This is a genomic window from Mesorhizobium sp. B1-1-6, assembly GCF_006443035.1.
Taxonomy (GTDB): Bacteria; Pseudomonadota; Alphaproteobacteria; order Rhizobiales; family Rhizobiaceae; genus Mesorhizobium.
Window position 1 is genome coordinate 1 of sequence record NZ_VFWR01000011.1, and the last position, 15,167, is coordinate 15,167.

General features: G+C 62.6%; 30 protein-coding genes and 1 tRNA gene. 6 read left to right on the forward strand and 25 right to left on the reverse strand.

Going from position 1 to position 15,167, the window contains the following annotated elements; genetic code table 11:
- The 3 genes from ssb to FJ979_RS21365 form a co-directional block, all read right to left on the reverse strand.
- A partial coding sequence (gene ssb, locus FJ979_RS21355) for a single-stranded DNA-binding protein (protein WP_140583529.1) occupies positions 1-454 on the reverse strand: 454 nt, incomplete at its 3' end.
- Positions 454-1,023 (reverse strand): hypothetical protein, encoded by a 570-nt coding sequence (locus FJ979_RS21360; protein ID WP_140583532.1) that lies wholly within the window; start codon positions 1,021-1,023, stop codon positions 454-456. The genes FJ979_RS21360 and ssb, both read right to left, overlap by 1 nt.
- Positions 990-1,063: transfer RNA gene (locus FJ979_RS21365), tRNA-Gln, on the reverse strand. Before FJ979_RS21365 ends, FJ979_RS21360 begins: the two co-directional genes overlap by 34 nt.
- A gap of 101 nt (positions 1,064-1,164) precedes the next feature.
- On the opposite strand from FJ979_RS21365, the gene FJ979_RS21370 reads away from it, so the two are divergent.
- Positions 1,165-1,689 carry a hypothetical protein gene (locus FJ979_RS21370; RefSeq protein WP_140583534.1) on the forward strand — a complete coding sequence of 175 codons (525 nt, stop codon included), beginning with the start codon at positions 1,165-1,167 and terminating at the stop codon, positions 1,687-1,689.
- Positions 1,690-2,148: 459 nt separating this feature from the next.
- On the opposite strand, the gene FJ979_RS21380 is transcribed toward FJ979_RS21370, so the two are convergent.
- The 22 genes from FJ979_RS21380 to FJ979_RS32635 form a co-directional block, all read right to left on the reverse strand.
- Entirely contained in the window at positions 2,149-2,340 is a 192-nt protein-coding gene (locus tag FJ979_RS21380; RefSeq protein WP_140547354.1) for a hypothetical protein, read from the reverse strand.
- Between the two features lie 45 nt (positions 2,341-2,385).
- Positions 2,386-3,513, reverse strand: coding sequence for an AAA family ATPase (locus FJ979_RS21385; RefSeq protein ID WP_140583537.1), 1,128 nt, complete (start codon positions 3,511-3,513; stop codon positions 2,386-2,388).
- On the reverse strand, positions 3,506-3,721 hold the full coding sequence (locus FJ979_RS21390; RefSeq protein ID WP_140583539.1) for a helix-turn-helix domain-containing protein: 216 nt from the start codon (positions 3,719-3,721) through the stop codon (positions 3,506-3,508). The genes FJ979_RS21385 and FJ979_RS21390 overlap by 8 nt, the downstream gene beginning before the upstream one ends.
- A 2-nt stretch (positions 3,722-3,723) precedes the next feature.
- Positions 3,724-4,122: a hypothetical protein gene (locus FJ979_RS21395; protein ID WP_181175169.1), complete on the reverse strand. Its 399-nt coding sequence runs from the start codon at positions 4,120-4,122 to the stop codon at positions 3,724-3,726.
- Positions 4,122-4,913 carry an exodeoxyribonuclease X gene (locus tag FJ979_RS21400; RefSeq protein WP_140583542.1) on the reverse strand — a complete coding sequence of 264 codons (792 nt, stop codon included), beginning with the start codon at positions 4,911-4,913 and terminating at the stop codon, positions 4,122-4,124. Before FJ979_RS21400 ends, FJ979_RS21395 begins: the two co-directional genes overlap by 1 nt.
- Positions 4,906-5,121, reverse strand: coding sequence for a hypothetical protein (locus FJ979_RS21405; RefSeq protein WP_140583544.1), 216 nt, complete (start codon positions 5,119-5,121; stop codon positions 4,906-4,908). Before FJ979_RS21405 ends, FJ979_RS21400 begins: the two co-directional genes overlap by 8 nt.
- Positions 5,121-5,354, reverse strand: coding sequence for an acyl carrier protein (locus FJ979_RS21410; RefSeq protein ID WP_140583547.1), 234 nt, complete (start codon positions 5,352-5,354; stop codon positions 5,121-5,123). Before FJ979_RS21410 ends, FJ979_RS21405 begins: the two co-directional genes overlap by 1 nt.
- Before the next feature lie 16 nt (positions 5,355-5,370).
- A complete protein-coding gene (locus FJ979_RS21415) occupies positions 5,371-5,724 on the reverse strand; it encodes a hypothetical protein (RefSeq protein WP_140583550.1) in 354 nt (117 codons plus the stop codon).
- Positions 5,721-6,071 carry a hypothetical protein gene (locus FJ979_RS21420; protein WP_140583553.1) on the reverse strand — a complete coding sequence of 117 codons (351 nt, stop codon included), beginning with the start codon at positions 6,069-6,071 and terminating at the stop codon, positions 5,721-5,723. The genes FJ979_RS21415 and FJ979_RS21420 overlap by 4 nt, the downstream gene beginning before the upstream one ends.
- A gap of 3 nt (positions 6,072-6,074) precedes the next feature.
- Positions 6,075-7,274, reverse strand: a complete 1,200-nt coding sequence (locus FJ979_RS21425) for a hypothetical protein (protein WP_140583556.1) — start codon at positions 7,272-7,274, stop codon at positions 6,075-6,077.
- Between the two features lie 29 nt (positions 7,275-7,303).
- Entirely contained in the window at positions 7,304-8,074 is a 771-nt protein-coding gene (locus FJ979_RS21430) for a hypothetical protein (RefSeq protein WP_140583558.1), read from the reverse strand.
- Entirely contained in the window at positions 8,061-8,999 is a 939-nt protein-coding gene (locus FJ979_RS21435) for a YqaJ viral recombinase family protein (RefSeq protein ID WP_140583561.1), read from the reverse strand. The genes FJ979_RS21430 and FJ979_RS21435 overlap by 14 nt, the downstream gene beginning before the upstream one ends.
- A complete protein-coding gene (locus FJ979_RS21440; protein ID WP_140583564.1) occupies positions 8,996-9,412 on the reverse strand; it encodes a hypothetical protein in 417 nt (138 codons plus the stop codon). Before FJ979_RS21440 ends, FJ979_RS21435 begins: the two co-directional genes overlap by 4 nt.
- A complete protein-coding gene (locus tag FJ979_RS21445; RefSeq protein WP_140583567.1) occupies positions 9,409-9,639 on the reverse strand; it encodes a hypothetical protein in 231 nt (76 codons plus the stop codon). The genes FJ979_RS21440 and FJ979_RS21445 overlap by 4 nt, the downstream gene beginning before the upstream one ends.
- Positions 9,636-9,782 (reverse strand): hypothetical protein, encoded by a 147-nt coding sequence (locus FJ979_RS32630; protein ID WP_181175027.1) that lies wholly within the window; start codon positions 9,780-9,782, stop codon positions 9,636-9,638. Before FJ979_RS32630 ends, FJ979_RS21445 begins: the two co-directional genes overlap by 4 nt.
- Positions 9,779-9,970 carry a hypothetical protein gene (locus tag FJ979_RS21450; protein WP_140583570.1) on the reverse strand — a complete coding sequence of 64 codons (192 nt, stop codon included), beginning with the start codon at positions 9,968-9,970 and terminating at the stop codon, positions 9,779-9,781. Before FJ979_RS21450 ends, FJ979_RS32630 begins: the two co-directional genes overlap by 4 nt.
- The gene (locus FJ979_RS21455; protein ID WP_140583573.1) at positions 9,967-10,284 is read right to left on the reverse strand and encodes a hypothetical protein; all 318 of its coding nucleotides are present in this window, start codon (positions 10,282-10,284) and stop codon (positions 9,967-9,969) included. Before FJ979_RS21455 ends, FJ979_RS21450 begins: the two co-directional genes overlap by 4 nt.
- Positions 10,284-10,478, reverse strand: coding sequence for a hypothetical protein (locus tag FJ979_RS21460; RefSeq protein ID WP_140583576.1), 195 nt, complete (start codon positions 10,476-10,478; stop codon positions 10,284-10,286). Before FJ979_RS21460 ends, FJ979_RS21455 begins: the two co-directional genes overlap by 1 nt.
- Before the next feature lie 3 nt (positions 10,479-10,481).
- Positions 10,482-10,754, reverse strand: a complete 273-nt coding sequence (locus FJ979_RS21465; protein ID WP_140583578.1) for a hypothetical protein — start codon at positions 10,752-10,754, stop codon at positions 10,482-10,484.
- A gap of 91 nt (positions 10,755-10,845) precedes the next feature.
- Positions 10,846-10,971 carry a hypothetical protein gene (locus FJ979_RS33380; protein ID WP_281406008.1) on the reverse strand — a complete coding sequence of 42 codons (126 nt, stop codon included), beginning with the start codon at positions 10,969-10,971 and terminating at the stop codon, positions 10,846-10,848.
- A 359-nt stretch (positions 10,972-11,330) separates the two neighbouring features.
- Entirely contained in the window at positions 11,331-11,747 is a 417-nt protein-coding gene (locus FJ979_RS21470; protein ID WP_140583581.1) for a hypothetical protein, read from the reverse strand.
- Positions 11,744-12,418, reverse strand: coding sequence for a LexA family transcriptional regulator (locus FJ979_RS32635; RefSeq protein WP_181181806.1), 675 nt, complete (start codon positions 12,416-12,418; stop codon positions 11,744-11,746). The genes FJ979_RS21470 and FJ979_RS32635 overlap by 4 nt, the downstream gene beginning before the upstream one ends.
- A gap of 72 nt (positions 12,419-12,490) precedes the next feature.
- Here FJ979_RS32635 and FJ979_RS21480 point away from each other — a divergent pair, with 72 nt between their 5' ends.
- Genes FJ979_RS21480 through FJ979_RS21500 form a run of 5 tightly spaced genes read left to right on the forward strand, consistent with a single transcriptional unit; the run spans position 12,491 to position 15,080 of the window.
- The gene (locus FJ979_RS21480) at positions 12,491-12,763 is read left to right on the forward strand and encodes a hypothetical protein (protein ID WP_140583583.1); all 273 of its coding nucleotides are present in this window, start codon (positions 12,491-12,493) and stop codon (positions 12,761-12,763) included.
- On the forward strand, positions 12,760-13,602 hold the full coding sequence (locus FJ979_RS21485) for a hypothetical protein (protein WP_140583586.1): 843 nt from the start codon (positions 12,760-12,762) through the stop codon (positions 13,600-13,602). The genes FJ979_RS21480 and FJ979_RS21485 overlap by 4 nt, the downstream gene beginning before the upstream one ends.
- The gene (locus FJ979_RS21490) at positions 13,595-13,984 is read left to right on the forward strand and encodes a hypothetical protein (RefSeq protein WP_140583588.1); all 390 of its coding nucleotides are present in this window, start codon (positions 13,595-13,597) and stop codon (positions 13,982-13,984) included. The genes FJ979_RS21485 and FJ979_RS21490 overlap by 8 nt, the downstream gene beginning before the upstream one ends.
- Positions 13,981-14,574, forward strand: coding sequence for a GcrA family cell cycle regulator (locus tag FJ979_RS21495; RefSeq protein WP_140583591.1), 594 nt, complete (start codon positions 13,981-13,983; stop codon positions 14,572-14,574). Before FJ979_RS21490 ends, FJ979_RS21495 begins: the two co-directional genes overlap by 4 nt.
- On the forward strand, positions 14,574-15,080 hold the full coding sequence (locus FJ979_RS21500; RefSeq protein ID WP_140583594.1) for a hypothetical protein: 507 nt from the start codon (positions 14,574-14,576) through the stop codon (positions 15,078-15,080). The genes FJ979_RS21495 and FJ979_RS21500 overlap by 1 nt, the downstream gene beginning before the upstream one ends.
- The last annotated feature ends 87 nt before the right edge of the window (positions 15,081-15,167 follow it).

Below are 15,167 nucleotides of genomic sequence, written 5' to 3' on the forward strand. Positions count from 1 at the left end.
ACCCTCCCCCACCGAAGTCGCTCGATCGACCTCCGCCTCCGCCACCACCATTGGATCTGCTGTATCCGCTGCGATCATCACCGCGATCGCCGTCTCCACCATTCTTGGTATCGAGCATCTGCAGTTCGCCCCGGAACTTCTGCAGCACGATTTCCGTGGTGTAGCGGTCCGCTCCGGATTGGTCCTGCCACTTCCGGGTTTGCAGCTGGCCCTCGACGTAAACCTTGGCGCCCTTCTTCAGGTATTGCTCCGCGACCTTGGCGAGATTGTCGTTGAAAATTACAACGTTATGCCATTCCGTTTTCTCCTTGCGTTCACCGGAATTCTTGTCGCGCCAGGACTCCGAGGTCGCTATGCGGATGTTGACGACCGGATCGCCGCTGTTTAGGCGGCGGATCTCGGGGTCGGCGCCCAAATTGCCCACCAAAATGACTTTGTTGACGGAACCGGCCATCAGATATCTCCCATGATTGCAGATGAAAGTCGGTAGAAGCCGCGCTCTGGCTCCTCGATGAGGTCGTTGCTGCGGACGCGCGATAGATAGGTACCGAAAGTGCCGCCGCCGGGCGCCAGGCCAAGTCTGAATGCAAGGTCAGTGCGGCTGATCAAGTGTGGATAGTGATTGCGCAGCGCATCGAGCATCGGTCCGACGCCGGCGATCTTGCCCTTCCACATCGCGAGGCGTTCATCCGGGGTGCGCGGCATCGTCGGCACATCACCGCCGATCGCGTCGACGCCGGCTTGCGTCGCGAACCACAGATCACCGCGTTGCTCGATCGCCGCCTTGGTCCGGAGCCGGCTCTTGTAGGTCGACCAGGTACCGCCGGTCCGCTTGAAGCCAGCCAGGCTCGCCCATTGCGCCTCCGTGTAGCCGGCCGGATAGGCAGCGGCGAGCAGCGCCAGAGGCTTCCGTTCCGCGCCGAGGCCGATCGACGCTTCAATTTTCGGGACGATTGTGCACGGGCGCTTGAGTTGATTGTCGGGTGAAGTGGTTCCCTCCCGTGGATTCGAACCACGATTCACGGCGTCAAAGGCCGATGTCCTACCGTTAGACGAAGAGGGAAAAGCAGTCGAAGCAACATCGACGACCATATCGGGTATGCGAAGCGCTTCCAATGCGTTTCGAACTGCAGCGAGCGCAACGGCGGCGCCGACGCTCTTACCGTGGTCGATGCCTTCGTTCCTGCCTTGGGCCAAGCCGCGTTCAAAGGCCCGCTTTTCAGCCGCCTCGATCTCGGCCGGCGTCGTTCCGCTACTCAAATTCGAGGCGTCTTCAATGCGCGGCGCCGCCTTCAGGGCGGTGCGCAGCGCGTCGACGTCAACAGCGGTCAGCGCCGGCGCAACCACGCTTTCGCCGTCGCCAGGGGTCCGACTGGAATCGAAGGTGCGGATCGCGGGGAACTCGACACGCTCGAGCAGATCGTCCGCCGGCGACCACACCCACCCTTCACCGCGCTTCAGAGTCGGCAGGCTCGACATCACAGCGCGAGCCTGGCCGGCGTCGGCGTTTCCCTTCACCCACTCCTCGATCGCCTTGCGGTCCTGTGGACTGGTCAGCTTCATCGCGATCAGGGTGCCGATCTGCGAGAGCACGTTCTTGTGAATCACCGCCGGCCGCTGCGAGATCATCAGCGGGCGAAAGCCTTTGATGCGGCCGCGACGGACGATCTTGTCAAAGGCACCGAATAGCCGCTGTTCTCCGTCGGCGAGGCGCTGCGCGGCGACCTCGTCGGCTTCGTCGACGACGAGATGGAGCGCCGCCTTGTTGCGGGCGTAGAGGTGCTCCAGGAAAGGCGTGAGGAATCGGTTCTTCTCGCCGCCGGTCATCTCCGATGTATCGATGATGGCTTGGACGTCACGTTCTGCGAGTGCCAGAGCGAGAGCCTTACCGGCCTCGCCGGTCGGGTCGATCGGGATATCAGCGTGGTCGCCGCCGAAGATCAAGACGGGAAAGCCGCCCTCGGCGCCACCATCGGCCCCGGCGCGCAGCCCGTACCATGCGCCGGTTGGATCCAGGATGATGACGCGGCGGCCGAGCTCGAGCAGCCGTTCAACCGCGCCCTTCGCGGCAAAAGTTTTACCGGCGCCGGTTGTGCCGACGATGGCGGTGGGCTTGTCCAGGAAGGGCGCGATATCCATCGTGGTCCCTCAGCTCGAAACCAGTTCGAAGCGGGTGCCGGTCTTGTCGGTGACGACAGGACCCTTTCCCTTCTTGCCGGCTTCAATGATGGGAACACCGGTGATCTTCAGCACTTCACCTTTGGCGTTGAAGCCGTTGATCGTGATCGATGCGCTGGCCCGCTTTGCCGACCAGTTCATGACCTTCTTCGGTACTGCCATTTCCATGCTCCTCATGCTCACCGCCGGCGTCATGCCGGTCGGGATTCACATCACAACGGTGATTTTCTCGGCCGCGCGGGTCAGGCCGGTGTAAAGCCAGCGCGCGCGGTCGGATTGGAAGTTGGGGCTTTCGTCGAACAGGCAGACGGTCTCCCATTGGGAACCCTGCGCCTTGTGCACTGTCAGCGCGTAGCCGTAGTCGAACTGCTGGGTTCCGTTGAGCTCGCGCCACGGGATCTCATTACCGGCGCCCTCGAAGAACTCCTTCCGCACTTTGATCTCCACGGGCTCTGTCGAATCGAAATCGAGCGAGGAGACATGCATGCGGATGCAGTGGTCATTGAGGTGACCCTTGCGGCGCTTCAGCAGTTCGATGACGCGCCAGAGACCGCCGTTGAAGATGCCCTTGTTGCGGTCATTCTTCAGACACACCAGCTGGTCGCCGGGCTCCGGCATCGTACTGGAGCGGCCGTGGAGCGCCCGCATCCTGGTATTGTAGCTCGCTCGTGTCTTGTTCAGGCCGACGAGGACCTGGCCGGCCTTCATGACGTGATCCTGCGTCAATGCGGAACGGCGGATCACCTCGCTGATGCCGTAGACGCCATAATCGAGCCGACCGCCCTCGCGGATCGTCGTCGCCATCCTGACGATAGGATTCTCCGCGGCTTGCCGGTGGATCTCGGTCAGCATGATGTCGGGGTCGGCGTTCGTGAAGAAGCCGCCGCCCTTTACCGGCGGTAGCTGGGCGGGATCCCCCAGCACCAGCACGGGGACACCGAACGAGAGGAGGTCCTTGCCGATCTCCTCGTCGACCATGGAACACTCGTCGACCACGAAGAGTGCGACGTCGGCGAGCTCGTCGACATCCTTGACGACGAACTTCTTGACGCCGGTCTCGTGGTTGAATTCGACATCGTAGATCGAGGCATGGATCGTCATGGCGTTGCGGCAACCGTTCTTGCGCATCACCATCGCGGCCTTGCCGGTATAGGCCATGTACATGACGGCACCCTTCAGGGCGTCGGCGAAATGGCGGGCCAGTGTCGTCTTGCCGGTGCCGGCGTACCCGAAGACGCGGAAAACTTGACGTCGCGCCAAGCCGCTCCCGTACCAAGCGGCGACTGCCTTCAGCGCGCCATCCTGTTGCGGCGACCAAATCGGGGCGTCAGCCACGGCTCGCCTCCGCCTTGCGCTTCAGCATGTATCCCATCCCGGCCTCGGACAGGATAGGTGCGCCGGCGGCGCGCAGCTGGCGGATATAGCGATAGATCGTCCGCTCGCTGACTTTCACGTGCGCCGCCAGCTTGTCAGCCGTCGTGACCTGGTAGTCGCCAAGCGCGGCGAGAACCTCGTCTTTCTTGGCTTCGCGGAGGCCGGGCATCGTCACCACCTCGGCCCGTCGTCGTCACGATCAATGAAGGGATCGTCATCCGAGGGAGCCGGCGGCGGCTCTTCCTCATCCGGCGGCGCCAGATACAGGGCAGGCTTCGCGTACGGCGCATTACGGACCAGGACGGTCCGCTCGTCCGTCAGGGTGTTGGAGAAGATCGAGGCGCCGCCATAGAAATGCGTCACCCAGCCTGTGGCGATCGGCTCCGGCGCCGGCTTCTCCTCGGTCGGAGTCGTCCACTCCACCTGCGGGACATCGATGCGCAGCATCTTGGCGCCGAAGCGTTCCACCTCGATTCCTCGACCCCAGTGGGTGCGGTGACCGAAGATCTCCACCAGCATCCATTCGAACGGCTGCTCGTCTGCCTGCACAGTTTCAGCGACAGTTTCCATCAGAAGGCCTTCCCTATGTCTTTGCGCCACGCATCTGGGTCGACGACTTCGAACTGTGGCCGTGGCTGTTGCGGTTGGGGATCGGAGGTCCGCTTCACCCATTCCAGACGAGCGGTATGGACGACATCGACCCGCTTTGGGTCCTTCGGCATGTCCGATTTGTGCAGGATCCAATCGAGATACGAGGTCGGGATCTCGGAGAACCGCTTTCCCTGATGCTCACCGAAATCCATCTTCAGTAGCAGCACCGGTTTCGCCGAGATCTCGATCAGGGTTTCCGGCGGATAGAGCTTGAGGAGATCGAGCAAGATATGGGCGGTGACCCAGGTGTCAGGGCCGGCGCGATGCGACGGCTCCGTCCTCGGATCGTCGAGGCAGAGCCCCCGCTCGTACCGGATCGAACCGTTCTTATGACTCTGGAGCTCCGGCCAAGCGGTGCGCGCCGCTTTGAATGAGCAAATCCACGGCAGATCGTGACCGCGAATGAAGCGGCTGTCGAACTCGACGTTGTGAGCGCAGAGGGTATCGGCGCCGGCGACTACATCCTTCCGCGCCAGGTCAGGGTCCATACCCCCGCCCGCTACCGCGTCGGTGATGTGGTGCACCGCCATCGCGGGGAAGCTGATCGGCATACCCGGGTTGACGAGGCGGGAATGCGGCCCGGTCTCGATGGCCCAGCCGGTCGGGAAGAGGCGGACATCGGTCCAGCCCACTTCGACCATCTCGGCAGGATCTTCCATCGATGTTGTTTCGACGTCGACGACGCGGATGAGGGTGAGCGGCTCAGTCATCGGACTTGCTCCCGAAGGCCGATCCATCGCCGTGGGTTACTCTGACCTGGTCGATCTTGCGCTCCAAATCGACGATGAACTCCTCGCGGAGATCGTCGACATGCGTGTCGATCAAGCGCGCCAAGAGGCGGTGCAGACGCTCTCCCGGCTCGATCGTGATGTATGTGTCGAGATGCTCTGGATCGATGGGCAGGAGTTCGTCGGCCATCAGCCGATCGCCTTCTCGACGTAGGTGACGGCGTCACCAACGGTTAACCAGGTCTCGGCCTCGGCATCCGAGATCTCGATCCCGAATTCCTCCTCGCAATCCATCACGAGTTGGACGAGATCCAGGCTGTCGGCGTTGAGGCCGTCGATGAAACCGGCTTCCTTCGTCACCCGATCGGCGGCGACACCCAAGGTCTCGACGATGATCTTCTTCACGCGGTCTGCAATGGTCATTGCTTTTCCTCGGGGTTCAGGTCGCTACGGCGACGGCTTCAACGGGTTCAGGCGTAGGCTCCGGTGCCACCACCTGCGCGGCGAACCCAATTACTGCGGTCGCCAGCGCGCGCAGAGAATGGCTGTCGGTCACCGCGCCGGAGTGGCCCTCGATGACGGCCCGAGCGAGGTCGGTGGCGCCGGCGAAGCTAAGCGGCGTCACGATCGCGCGACCTCCGGCTTCAACGAGCATGACGTCGCCGACATTGAACGGCTGATCGATTGGGCCGGTATTGCTTGGCACCTTCATGGTGCCGGGCCGGGTCACGCTGACGACTTTGCGGCCGTTCGCGAACTTGGCGACAGCGGCGGCGTGAACCTCGACCGTCATGCCCGGATGTCCTTATGGACTTGGACGACGGTGTCCGCTGCATTGGGGACGGCACGCGGGACCAGCCTGCCGACCTTCTTCGACGCCGATTCCTGCACGGGCCGCTTGCCGCCCTCGATGATGGCACCGGCGGCATCAAAGGCGGTGATGGCAACACGAGTCTGGCGAAGCCGCTCGGTCATATCGGCGATGTCGCGTTCAAGCGCGACCTCATCCGCCCGAAATCGGTCCAGCATGTTGGTGACCGAATTCGCGCTTCTATCGAGAAGCGAGACGAGCAGCGTGTCCGGCTTCAGGTCGGCCTCGGTGAGCTCGACCTCGCGCATGGCTTTGCGGAGCTTGAACATGGCTCACTCCTCCTCCACCGAACCGGGCTCCGGCGCCTCGGCGTCCTCCTCGGCGGCGAAGCCGTCGAGCCAGGCCTGCCGCTCCGCCTCCCTGCCCTCAGTCTTGAAGTCGACCGGGATAGCCTTCTTCGACATGTTGCGGCGGTAAGCGGCGCGGCCCATGCGGGTCGCCTTCGCGATCGGGTCGCCGTCGTCCGGGTCTTGGGAGGGTTTCTGGCCGGACGACGGCTGGTTTCCGGTAGCAGTCGCCTTCGGCGTGGAGGCCTGCTTGCCGGACTGCTCGGAGCCGGCCGGAGAGGAACCGGCATCCGATTTTGTCGCCGCTTTGTCTGCGGCGGGCTTCTTGTCGGTGGCATCGCCGGCGAGCTGGTCGAGCTTGCCTTTGAGGCCGGCGGGCTGATCTCCGGTTTTCTTGACGGCCGGGAAGACCTCGTCGACGTCGGTCTCCTTGCTTTTCACACCCTGGTACATCGCATAGAGATCGGTGAGCTCATCGAGACCGATCTCCTCGATCCCGGCGACGCCGACTGCAGCAAACACGCGCTCCGGAGTGACGCCGATGCCGGCGAGCGCCTTCATGGCGTCCTCGCGGCGCTCCACGAGCGTGGTGACATCCCCCCTGATGACGTTCTCCGCATGCTCGAAGGCCTGCCGCCAGACCGCCTTAGGGACGCCCTTCAGGATAGCTTCGCGCATGCCGATCGAGGCCGCCGCGTTACCAGCCGTCATGATCATGTCCTGCGAATATAGGCCGCCGTCGCGCTTCGAGATATTCTTGCGGGTCCGCGCGGTGCGCTTCAGGCCGGTCTCGAGGTCGTGGAAGATACCTTCCGATTCGACGTACTTCTCGATCTTGTCGACGTGAACCACGCGGGAGGCGCAGTGGCAGTTCCCCCATTGAGACGCGATGATCTCGGCAAGGCGAATCGAAGGTCCGCGGATCGTCTTGCCGTCGCGCGGCACCGCATAGACGCATTCCTTGGCGGTCTGCTCGTCGAGCATGACGAGCTCGGTGATATTGCGCATCACTGCGGCGACGGACCGCGGGAACGCGCGGGCCGTGGTGACATCCTGATTGAGCTCCGCCATCGCCAGCTGGACGGCGAGGCTTTGATTGCTGCCCGACATGCCTGGTGGCAGCGTGGTGAGTTCGCCGGTGGCGCGGTCGACTGTCTCGACGGCCTTGCCTGCTTGGGTGTTCATGGTGTCGGTCTCCTGTTGGCCGCCGGCGATCAGCCGCGGAATGAGGTCTTCTGATCCTGGAAGATTTCGACGCCGGGCAATGGCGCCGTGTTCTTGTTGGCGCGGACATAGGCCCGGACGAACTTGTCGATGTCGTCGATACTCATGTACGGCCGAAGCCTTTCGAGCGGGATCTTCGACGGCTCCGTGATGCGGTGCGTCCATTTCGCTGTTGCCGACACCGTGCCGACTTCGGTGCGGGTCGGGCCCGATCCCGCGGTGATCGCTTCGTTGACGAGCACGGCCGCCTTGTGCTCCGCATCGACAGCTTCCTGCATCAGGACGTCGCCGAGGACGCTATGGCTCGATGAAGCGGCCTCCTCGAGCTTGCGCTTGGCTTCCTCCTGGGCGCGCTGCGCTTCCGCGGCGGCGGCGATCCTGGCCTCCTCCCGCTTCTTGGAGTCGTACTTGCCGACGATCGTCTCGAAGGCGCTCTGGATGGCCTCCGGCCGGACAATGACTGTATCGAAGAACCGGTTTGTTTCGGTGACCTCATCGCGAAGTGGCTTTGTCGTCGCCAGCTTGGTTTCGGCGAGACGCTTTGCCAGTTTTCGGGCCTCGATGCCGAGCGCAATGAGGGGGTCGCGCTCGTTGTCATTGGCGATGGCACCGTCGGTCAGGGCGTTTTTTGCCGCGGTGGCGCGCTTCGCGAGATCCTCGACCTCATCGAGCACCGGCTTGAAACGATCGCGGAGGATATCGGCCGTCGTCGCCAGATTGTGCCCTGGTCCAACGATCGATGGGGCTTCAGAAACTTCCATTGAGATCTCTCCGTGGTTTGACGCGCAGCACGCGCGATTGCGATCCCGACCGGAACGTCGTCCTCGCGGAGACCTCCCAGTTGGCGGTCAGGCCGATTTCGGCGTTGCCTAGCGAGTGGATGATGTGCGGCCGCAGTTGGTCGACCACCGCCTTCGCGCCGGCGGCTTCAACCCGGGCGCGGTTGTACTGATGGATCAGCATGTCGAGCTCGCGGTCAGCGCTGAGATCGCGCCGCTCCGGCATGCTGTCGCGGTAGACGTCCGTGACGACGTCGCCGTCGCGCTGCCAGTCCGGGGAAGGCTCCTCGCCGCTCGCCACCATCGCCCAGAACTCGTCGACCTTGGTGACGAGGCGATTCCAGAGACGGAGGTGGATCGGGATGTCGATGATGTGCAGCTGGAAGGTGCCGCGCCAGGTGATCACCACCAGTGCGACGCAGGCCCACGCGCAGCCGGTCAGCTGTGCTTCCGTGATCGCCTGGACGGCGATCCATGTTGGGGGGACGACCTCGTCGGTGTCCGGGTCAAGCCAGAACTGCTTGAAGGCGTCTTCCGAACAGGTCTTGATCTGGCAGTTCCCGGTACCGGCGCGGTCGGCGCGCACGATGAAGGCGTCCGGGGTGGCGCCGATGCGCCGGTCGGGATCACGAAAGTAGGCGCGGTCGTTCTCATAAGTGACCAGCCACACTGGGAACCGCTTCCGGATCATCGCGACGACGACCGGCTCCATCAGGTTGCCGCGCTCCATCGCCTCGGTTTCTTCATCGTCAGGCGAGAGACGGCCGGTCTTTTCGGCCCAGAGGGCATAGGGCGTCGTGTAGGGGTGTGCGCCGAGGACCGCGGCCACGACTGAGGCGGTAACGTCATACTGCCGGGCGGCAAGCCAAGCCTGGCGGTCGGCTGGTCGGATAATTTCGATGGTCATAGCTGCGCATCCAGCGCTGAGCGTCCGACGTCGGTGCGACGGCACCGGCCTTTCTGCCACTCGACCGCGCCCTTGTTGCGGACGCTGTCGGCAACGTGGATGTCCATCGTCTTTCTGACGTCGAGGTCGGGATCGTATTCGTTGGGGACGGAGGCGATGAACGCCAGTTCCTCAGCGGAAAAAACCGGTGGGGTATTCAGTCGATCAATCGCCTCGGCAAAGGTCGGTACATCCTCGCCATCCACGCGCCATGTGCTCGTGCTCGAGCGTGTTGCTCGCAGGTACTTATCGAAGCGCGACAGCCGGGGTTGTTCAACACAGCGATGCAAATAGGCGAAGAACACCTTGCCGCCATTGTAGTGCGCGGCCTCTTGCATGTGCCAGCCGCCGGCCTGTTCGAGGGTTATGCTCATGGCCGCGCCTCCGCATACTTGCCGTAGCTGTCCATCTCGGCGATGCGCAGCTGGCAGCTATCGAAGCCGGAGTAGCTCTGCCATGCGGTCTGGTTGCGGCGGGCATCATCGAGGGCGCGTTCCCGGTATCTGACGCGATCGCGCTCGGTCTTGCCGTCATCGATCGGAACCGAGGTTACGTTCAGCCAGTCTCTTCCGCGCAGGACCTGGACGTAAAGCTTCGTCATTTTCTGGTCCTCCGGCGGATATGGCAGCAACCAAGCCGGCGCCAGAACGCGACGTAATCGTCGGCATCGATCGGCCGCGCGAACTCGCGGCGGAACATCGGCGCCGGCGGCATGCTGAGTGAGAAGATGGTGACCACGGTCATTCGGCGGCCTCCGCTGGGCGGACAGGCTCGCGATATCCAAGACGAACCTCGAAGGTCCGGACGAGCTCGGCGACCTGGGCATCCTTCCTGAGGCCGTTGCGCTTCGCCCAATTCAGGACATCAAACGCATCGTCGGCGAGCTCGAGCAACTGCGCGCCGGTCAGGCGGTCTTGGGGATCCACCCTCATGGCCAAACCACCCAGAGCGCGATGGCCGCAACCGAAGCCGCCGCGATGGCGAGGAGCCAAACCACGCGTGGTGGTGGTGGCATCGGGCCGATCGGGTCATCGTTGAAGTCCGACAGATCGAGATCCAGGGAGTTGTCGTGATGGAGAAAGGGGATCGCGAGATCGTCGTCGAGCGCGTAGTCGAGCGGCGGGGCGTCGACTGTGGCGCGACAGGCTCGGCGCTCCATTTCCTCGACGAACCGAGCGGACGATATCGCCCTGCAGTCCGCCATCGCACGAAGATCGCCTTCTGGGATTTCTGAGAGCGAGGCCATTAGTTCCGGCCCTCCGCGTCGTGGAGAACGGCTATCTGCGTCTTGATGGCGTCACGCCGGCGACGCGCCTCATTCATCTCGATCTGCCGACGTTGCCCGTTGTCGATCATGTCCGCGCAGACGAGGTCACGTTCGGCGCGGGCGAGTTCGCTGCGGAGGTCGTCGAGGTTGGGGACGAGGGGCGGCGTTTCCATCGGTCAGCCCTCCGCCTTGGCGATGGCGGCGCGAACGGTTGCCAGCGCGGCGACCTCCTGTCGCACTTCGGGGGCCCAGCCGTCCGTCGCGGAGCCCGCCTCATATCCGCGAGCCTTCAAGGTGCCGGTGAGCGCGTCAGCGGCGATCTTGAGCGTCGCCAGCATGCCTGGCGCTGCGTCGATCAGCCTGAAGTTCGCCGCCTGCTCCTCCTCGCTTGGAAGGCGAAACTCAGCTGGGTCGCCGTCGATTCTGCGTGGCCGAATCGCGATAATCATCGTGCCGCCTCCACCGAAGGTCCGCACTCCGAGCTGGCGCAAGCTGTTGAAGGAACACCATGGGGCGGGCGTGTGCTTGGGAGTACCCATCTCAGCGCACCATCTGCGCGAGGCAGTACGCCGCGACGGTCAGCGTCGGCGGCAGCACAAAGAACACGACGAGGCATTTCGCGAATTCGGAAATATTCTCGGCGATGACGCGGGATGGTTTTGGCATCGGATGTCTCCTACTGCCATAACGATAAGTGGGTTTATTCCTACTCGTCAAGCGGAAAATAGGAATGATCCTACTTTTTCGAAAAGCTTGGAAAGCCTCGCGCGCGCAGCGCTAAGTTCTGATTCGTAGGGCGCGGCACAGTGATTGCGTCAAGCAATCACCCTGAATCGCTGCGGGACACGGGATCGTTTCAGGATGTAGCGGGAGACAGAATCGTAGAGCTCAACCTGAAACGGTGAATCGTAGAGCTCTATGATCTAAGGTTAGAGTTAATCTCCAACCGGGCGCGAGGACGCGCGCGGTTAGACCGCGCGCTCGGCGCTTGTCAACAACGCCGATTTCAATCTCGACGGAGAAATTCAGGCGATCGGAATGCCAGCTGCTCGGCAGGATCCGGCTACCATCAACGCCGCATTCGGCGTTTCGTCCCCCATGGCGATCAGGTCGAAGTCACCGTTCAAATCATAGACCTTGCCGATGTAAGGTACGGCTCCGGTGTAGCCGCCAAATGAATTTTTCGAATTGATGAAACCACAGACCACGATCTCTTTTCGACTATTCCAGACCCGGCCGGACGCCCGGATTGGCCCGAACTTGGCCGAATCAGGATCTTTCATCCGACGCCTCATGCCTTGCTCAACCTGGGCGGCAAGCCCAGGAGTGATACCTATTTCGACGCCTGGAGCTGCTGGCGCGACCTGCGAACCGGCCGATTGACAACCCTCCAGGCCGATGAGCGACGCGGTGAGAACCGCCCAAATAGCTGCCTGCCTCATTCCCGGCTTACCGCGTATACGACCCGTCCGACGACACGCACGGTGTCGTCCTCGCCGCCTTCGATCGGAATCGGCTCCTGAAACCGGGGATCGTTTGATTCGGGGAGAAGCCAGACCTTGCCACCCTCATCTCGCCAGAGCGTCTTGACCGTGGCTTCGCGAAGACCGTCGGCCCGCTCACGTTCGACGATGTAGCGTTTCCCGAGATCGAGCGACGCCCCTGTCTCGACCACGTCGGTGAACACCAAGACGGTGCGTTCCGGGTACCTCTTGTCCATCGACGGCCCGCGCGTCTCCGCGGCGTGGAGCATGAAGGGGCGCAGCGCGGGATCATTAGGCACCGGAACGGAATAGACGTCGTCGTCGCCCCACTCCCAGGTCTCCGCCCAATGGCCGGCCTGGACGAAGCCTTTGACCGTCACGTTGCGGACAGTGCTATCCACCGCAGTCGATTTCGAGTGGCTTAGATCAGCGGCGTCGAGCTGCAATGCGCGCGCCAACGATTCGAGCTTGTCGGTTCGCACCGAAAGCTTCTTCCCTTGGACGATATCGCGGATATAGGTGCGCTCAAGCCCTGCCTTTGTGGCAGCCTCGACAGGCCCAAGACCGAGCTCATCTAGCCGTCGCACAACGATTTTTTGTAACTCATTCTCCATGTAGGAATTATCCAACTCACGCTCCTGACACGCGAGGGGGAAGTTTCCTATTGACGAAGTGGGATTGTTCCTACTATCGTTTCCCCTATGGAAGCCGAACTCATTCGCCATCTTCTGACACTTCTCGATCGGTTCCGGGCCCACCGGGACCGCGAGGAATCGACAATCGGCCGACACTGCGCCGCTGATGGCGCATTCTTTTCCCGTCTTCGCGAAGGGAAAACGCTGACCGCGCGCAAGTACGATTCAGTCGTTGGCTGGTTTTCCGAGAACTGGCCAGAAGGCGCGGAATGGCCGGCCGATGTCGCGCGGCCGGCGAAGGCGGAAAGCGCGCCGGTCGCGAATGAGGCAGCAGAATGAGCGCCTCAGTGCCCACCCCTCGCCAAGCTGACTCGACCTTCGACGAGCAGCTTCCGGAAGGCCTCGTTGCTCATGACAAGATGAGCAGCCGGATGTCGATCGGATTTCCGGTCTCCGTCCTCTGTCGCGAAGCCGACGAGGTGGACAAGCCCTTCATCCAGCACCAACTTTATCTCTCGAACAAAAAGCGCTGGCTGCATGATTTCCTCCCCGTGATGCACTCGGCCCGAAAGAGCCAGTCAGATCACGGGAAGAATCGGCGTGAAACAATCCGTAAAGCGGTTTGCACAGCTTTTTTCGAGGATAGTTTCCAAGCTCTTTCAGTTCCGGCTTCTCCCGATCTTGCGACCGTCAGAGACGAACCGCCGGAAGATCTTCTCCGGCATCGCCATTCGTGCTTGAAGCCGGGCCTGATGCTCCTGCCCACCTATGGCGGGCAGCTCGGTCCAGAACAGCAGCCGGACAATATTTTCTTCGACGACCTGGATCGCATATCCGCTCACAAAGAGACTGGGGAGCGGTTCCGGTTCCGTCAATGTCGGCGTGTCGCCGTGGCCGTCGGTCTTCATCTGCTGCAATCCTTATTCTCGATTTCGCGCGTGTCCCAAACCCTGGCGCGCGATCGCCGGCGCCACCCCGCCGGCATGGTGGCCCTGTCTGTCCCGTCTGACATGGGCCACCGCTCTTTTTCGCTCGTCCGGCCATTGGTGAAGTCTCCGTGTGTTTCCGTCGCTGGAAATGGAGATAGCAATGTTCGGTTCTGGAAACTCGGAACAGCCTTCCAAGGTCTCAGAATTCCATTCAGAGGCCCAGAAGCGCCGCGGTGGTCTCATGTCTAGCGTGGCCACCGCCCAGTCGCTCACCAAAGAGATCGGCGACATTCTTGCCCCTGGTGAGAAATGGAAACGGCAGATCAGTGCAGTGCATCGGGCACTGACCTCAGATCACTTCGAGCATGCGCTTACCGGCCTCACTTGGAGCCGCGTGAAGACATGGTTCTATGGCGAGGCCAGGCGTGTAAACTATGAAGAGGTTGTGGCCCTGCGAGAGCTGCGGGCCATTGAGGAGGCTAGACGTGCAAGGCTCAAACTCGCCGCCACGGCGAACATTCTGGCAGCTCATCTTGCCGCGGAGGGTGCGCCTCTGGATAGCCACCAGATGCGTGCTCTGGGCCGACTCGCTGGCGCGGTGGATCTATCCGGAAGCGGAGCCGCCAGATGAGTGGGCTCCCAGACTGGACGAAGATCCCACGGGATGAACGCAAGCAGCTGCTCGCCGCCTACTGCGATGAGGGCCTGACCGCCCAGAAGATCGCCGATAAGTTTTTCAACTGCACCCGATCCGCCATAATCGGCCAGGTCCAGCGCCTCGGACTTCAGCTGAACAACGGCAAGCCTCGCAAGGGTAAGGTCGGCAGACGAGCGAAGCCAGGCACCGAAGCCGCGCCAAATGTCGCGAAGCCAGCGATACGCCGCGCCTCCAAGCTCGTCCAGCAAACCAGTTCCTGGCGCGGCGCCAACAATCCACCGGCGATGGATTTCAAAGCACGTGCCGAACAGCGCGCCGCTTCGCCGGGCATCGTGATCAAGCGCGAAGACGCCTTCCAGCCCATTCCCGGTGTTGACCCCGTCGCCTTCGGCTCCGCCGGTTGCCGTTGGCCGGTGGATGGCACCAACGGTCAAGGTCTTCTCGCCTGCGGCGCCACGAAGGAGCCTGAGCGCTCCTACTGCGAAGCGCATCGGCGGCTCTCCTACACCCCACCAACCATCCGTCAGCACGCCGGTCTTCGATCGGCGGAAAGGATCTCCTGATGACGAAAGTGCATGAGCGCCCTAACCGCGCATCCCCTTCTGAGGCGGGTTCCTTCGTCGAGGAGTTCGATCGCCTCGAGCAGGAGCGCGAGGAGAAGCTCCGCGTTCTCGACGCCGAATTCAAGGTCAAGAAGCGAGCGATCCAGAAGGCGACCGACACGGATCAGAAAGAGATCCTGTCCGACGCGAAAAAGCACGGCGTCAACAAGGGCGTCATCCGGGCGATCGTCGACGCGCAGAAGCTGAAGCGCAAGGCCGAAGCCATGATCGAGCGCGCCGACGGCAAGGTCGACGGTCTGGAAGACGACGATCGCGAGTTCGCAACGGATATCCGCACCGCCTTAGGCGACAACTTCGCCAGCTTTGGCCTCGGCGCCGCCGCGGTGCAGCGCGAGGGAGCCGATGAAGAGCCGGACGAGACCACATCGGCCGTCGTCAATGCCGTCAAGGGCAGCATGACCGATGACGAGTGGAACAAAGCCGGCGGTGCCGGCGCGCCACACTGAATTCAGAGGCAGCGGGAAGACGTCGTGTTCCCAGCGTGAGGGTCAAAGCTCTTAGGAGCCTCCCGAGCAACAGCGCAACACCATCGG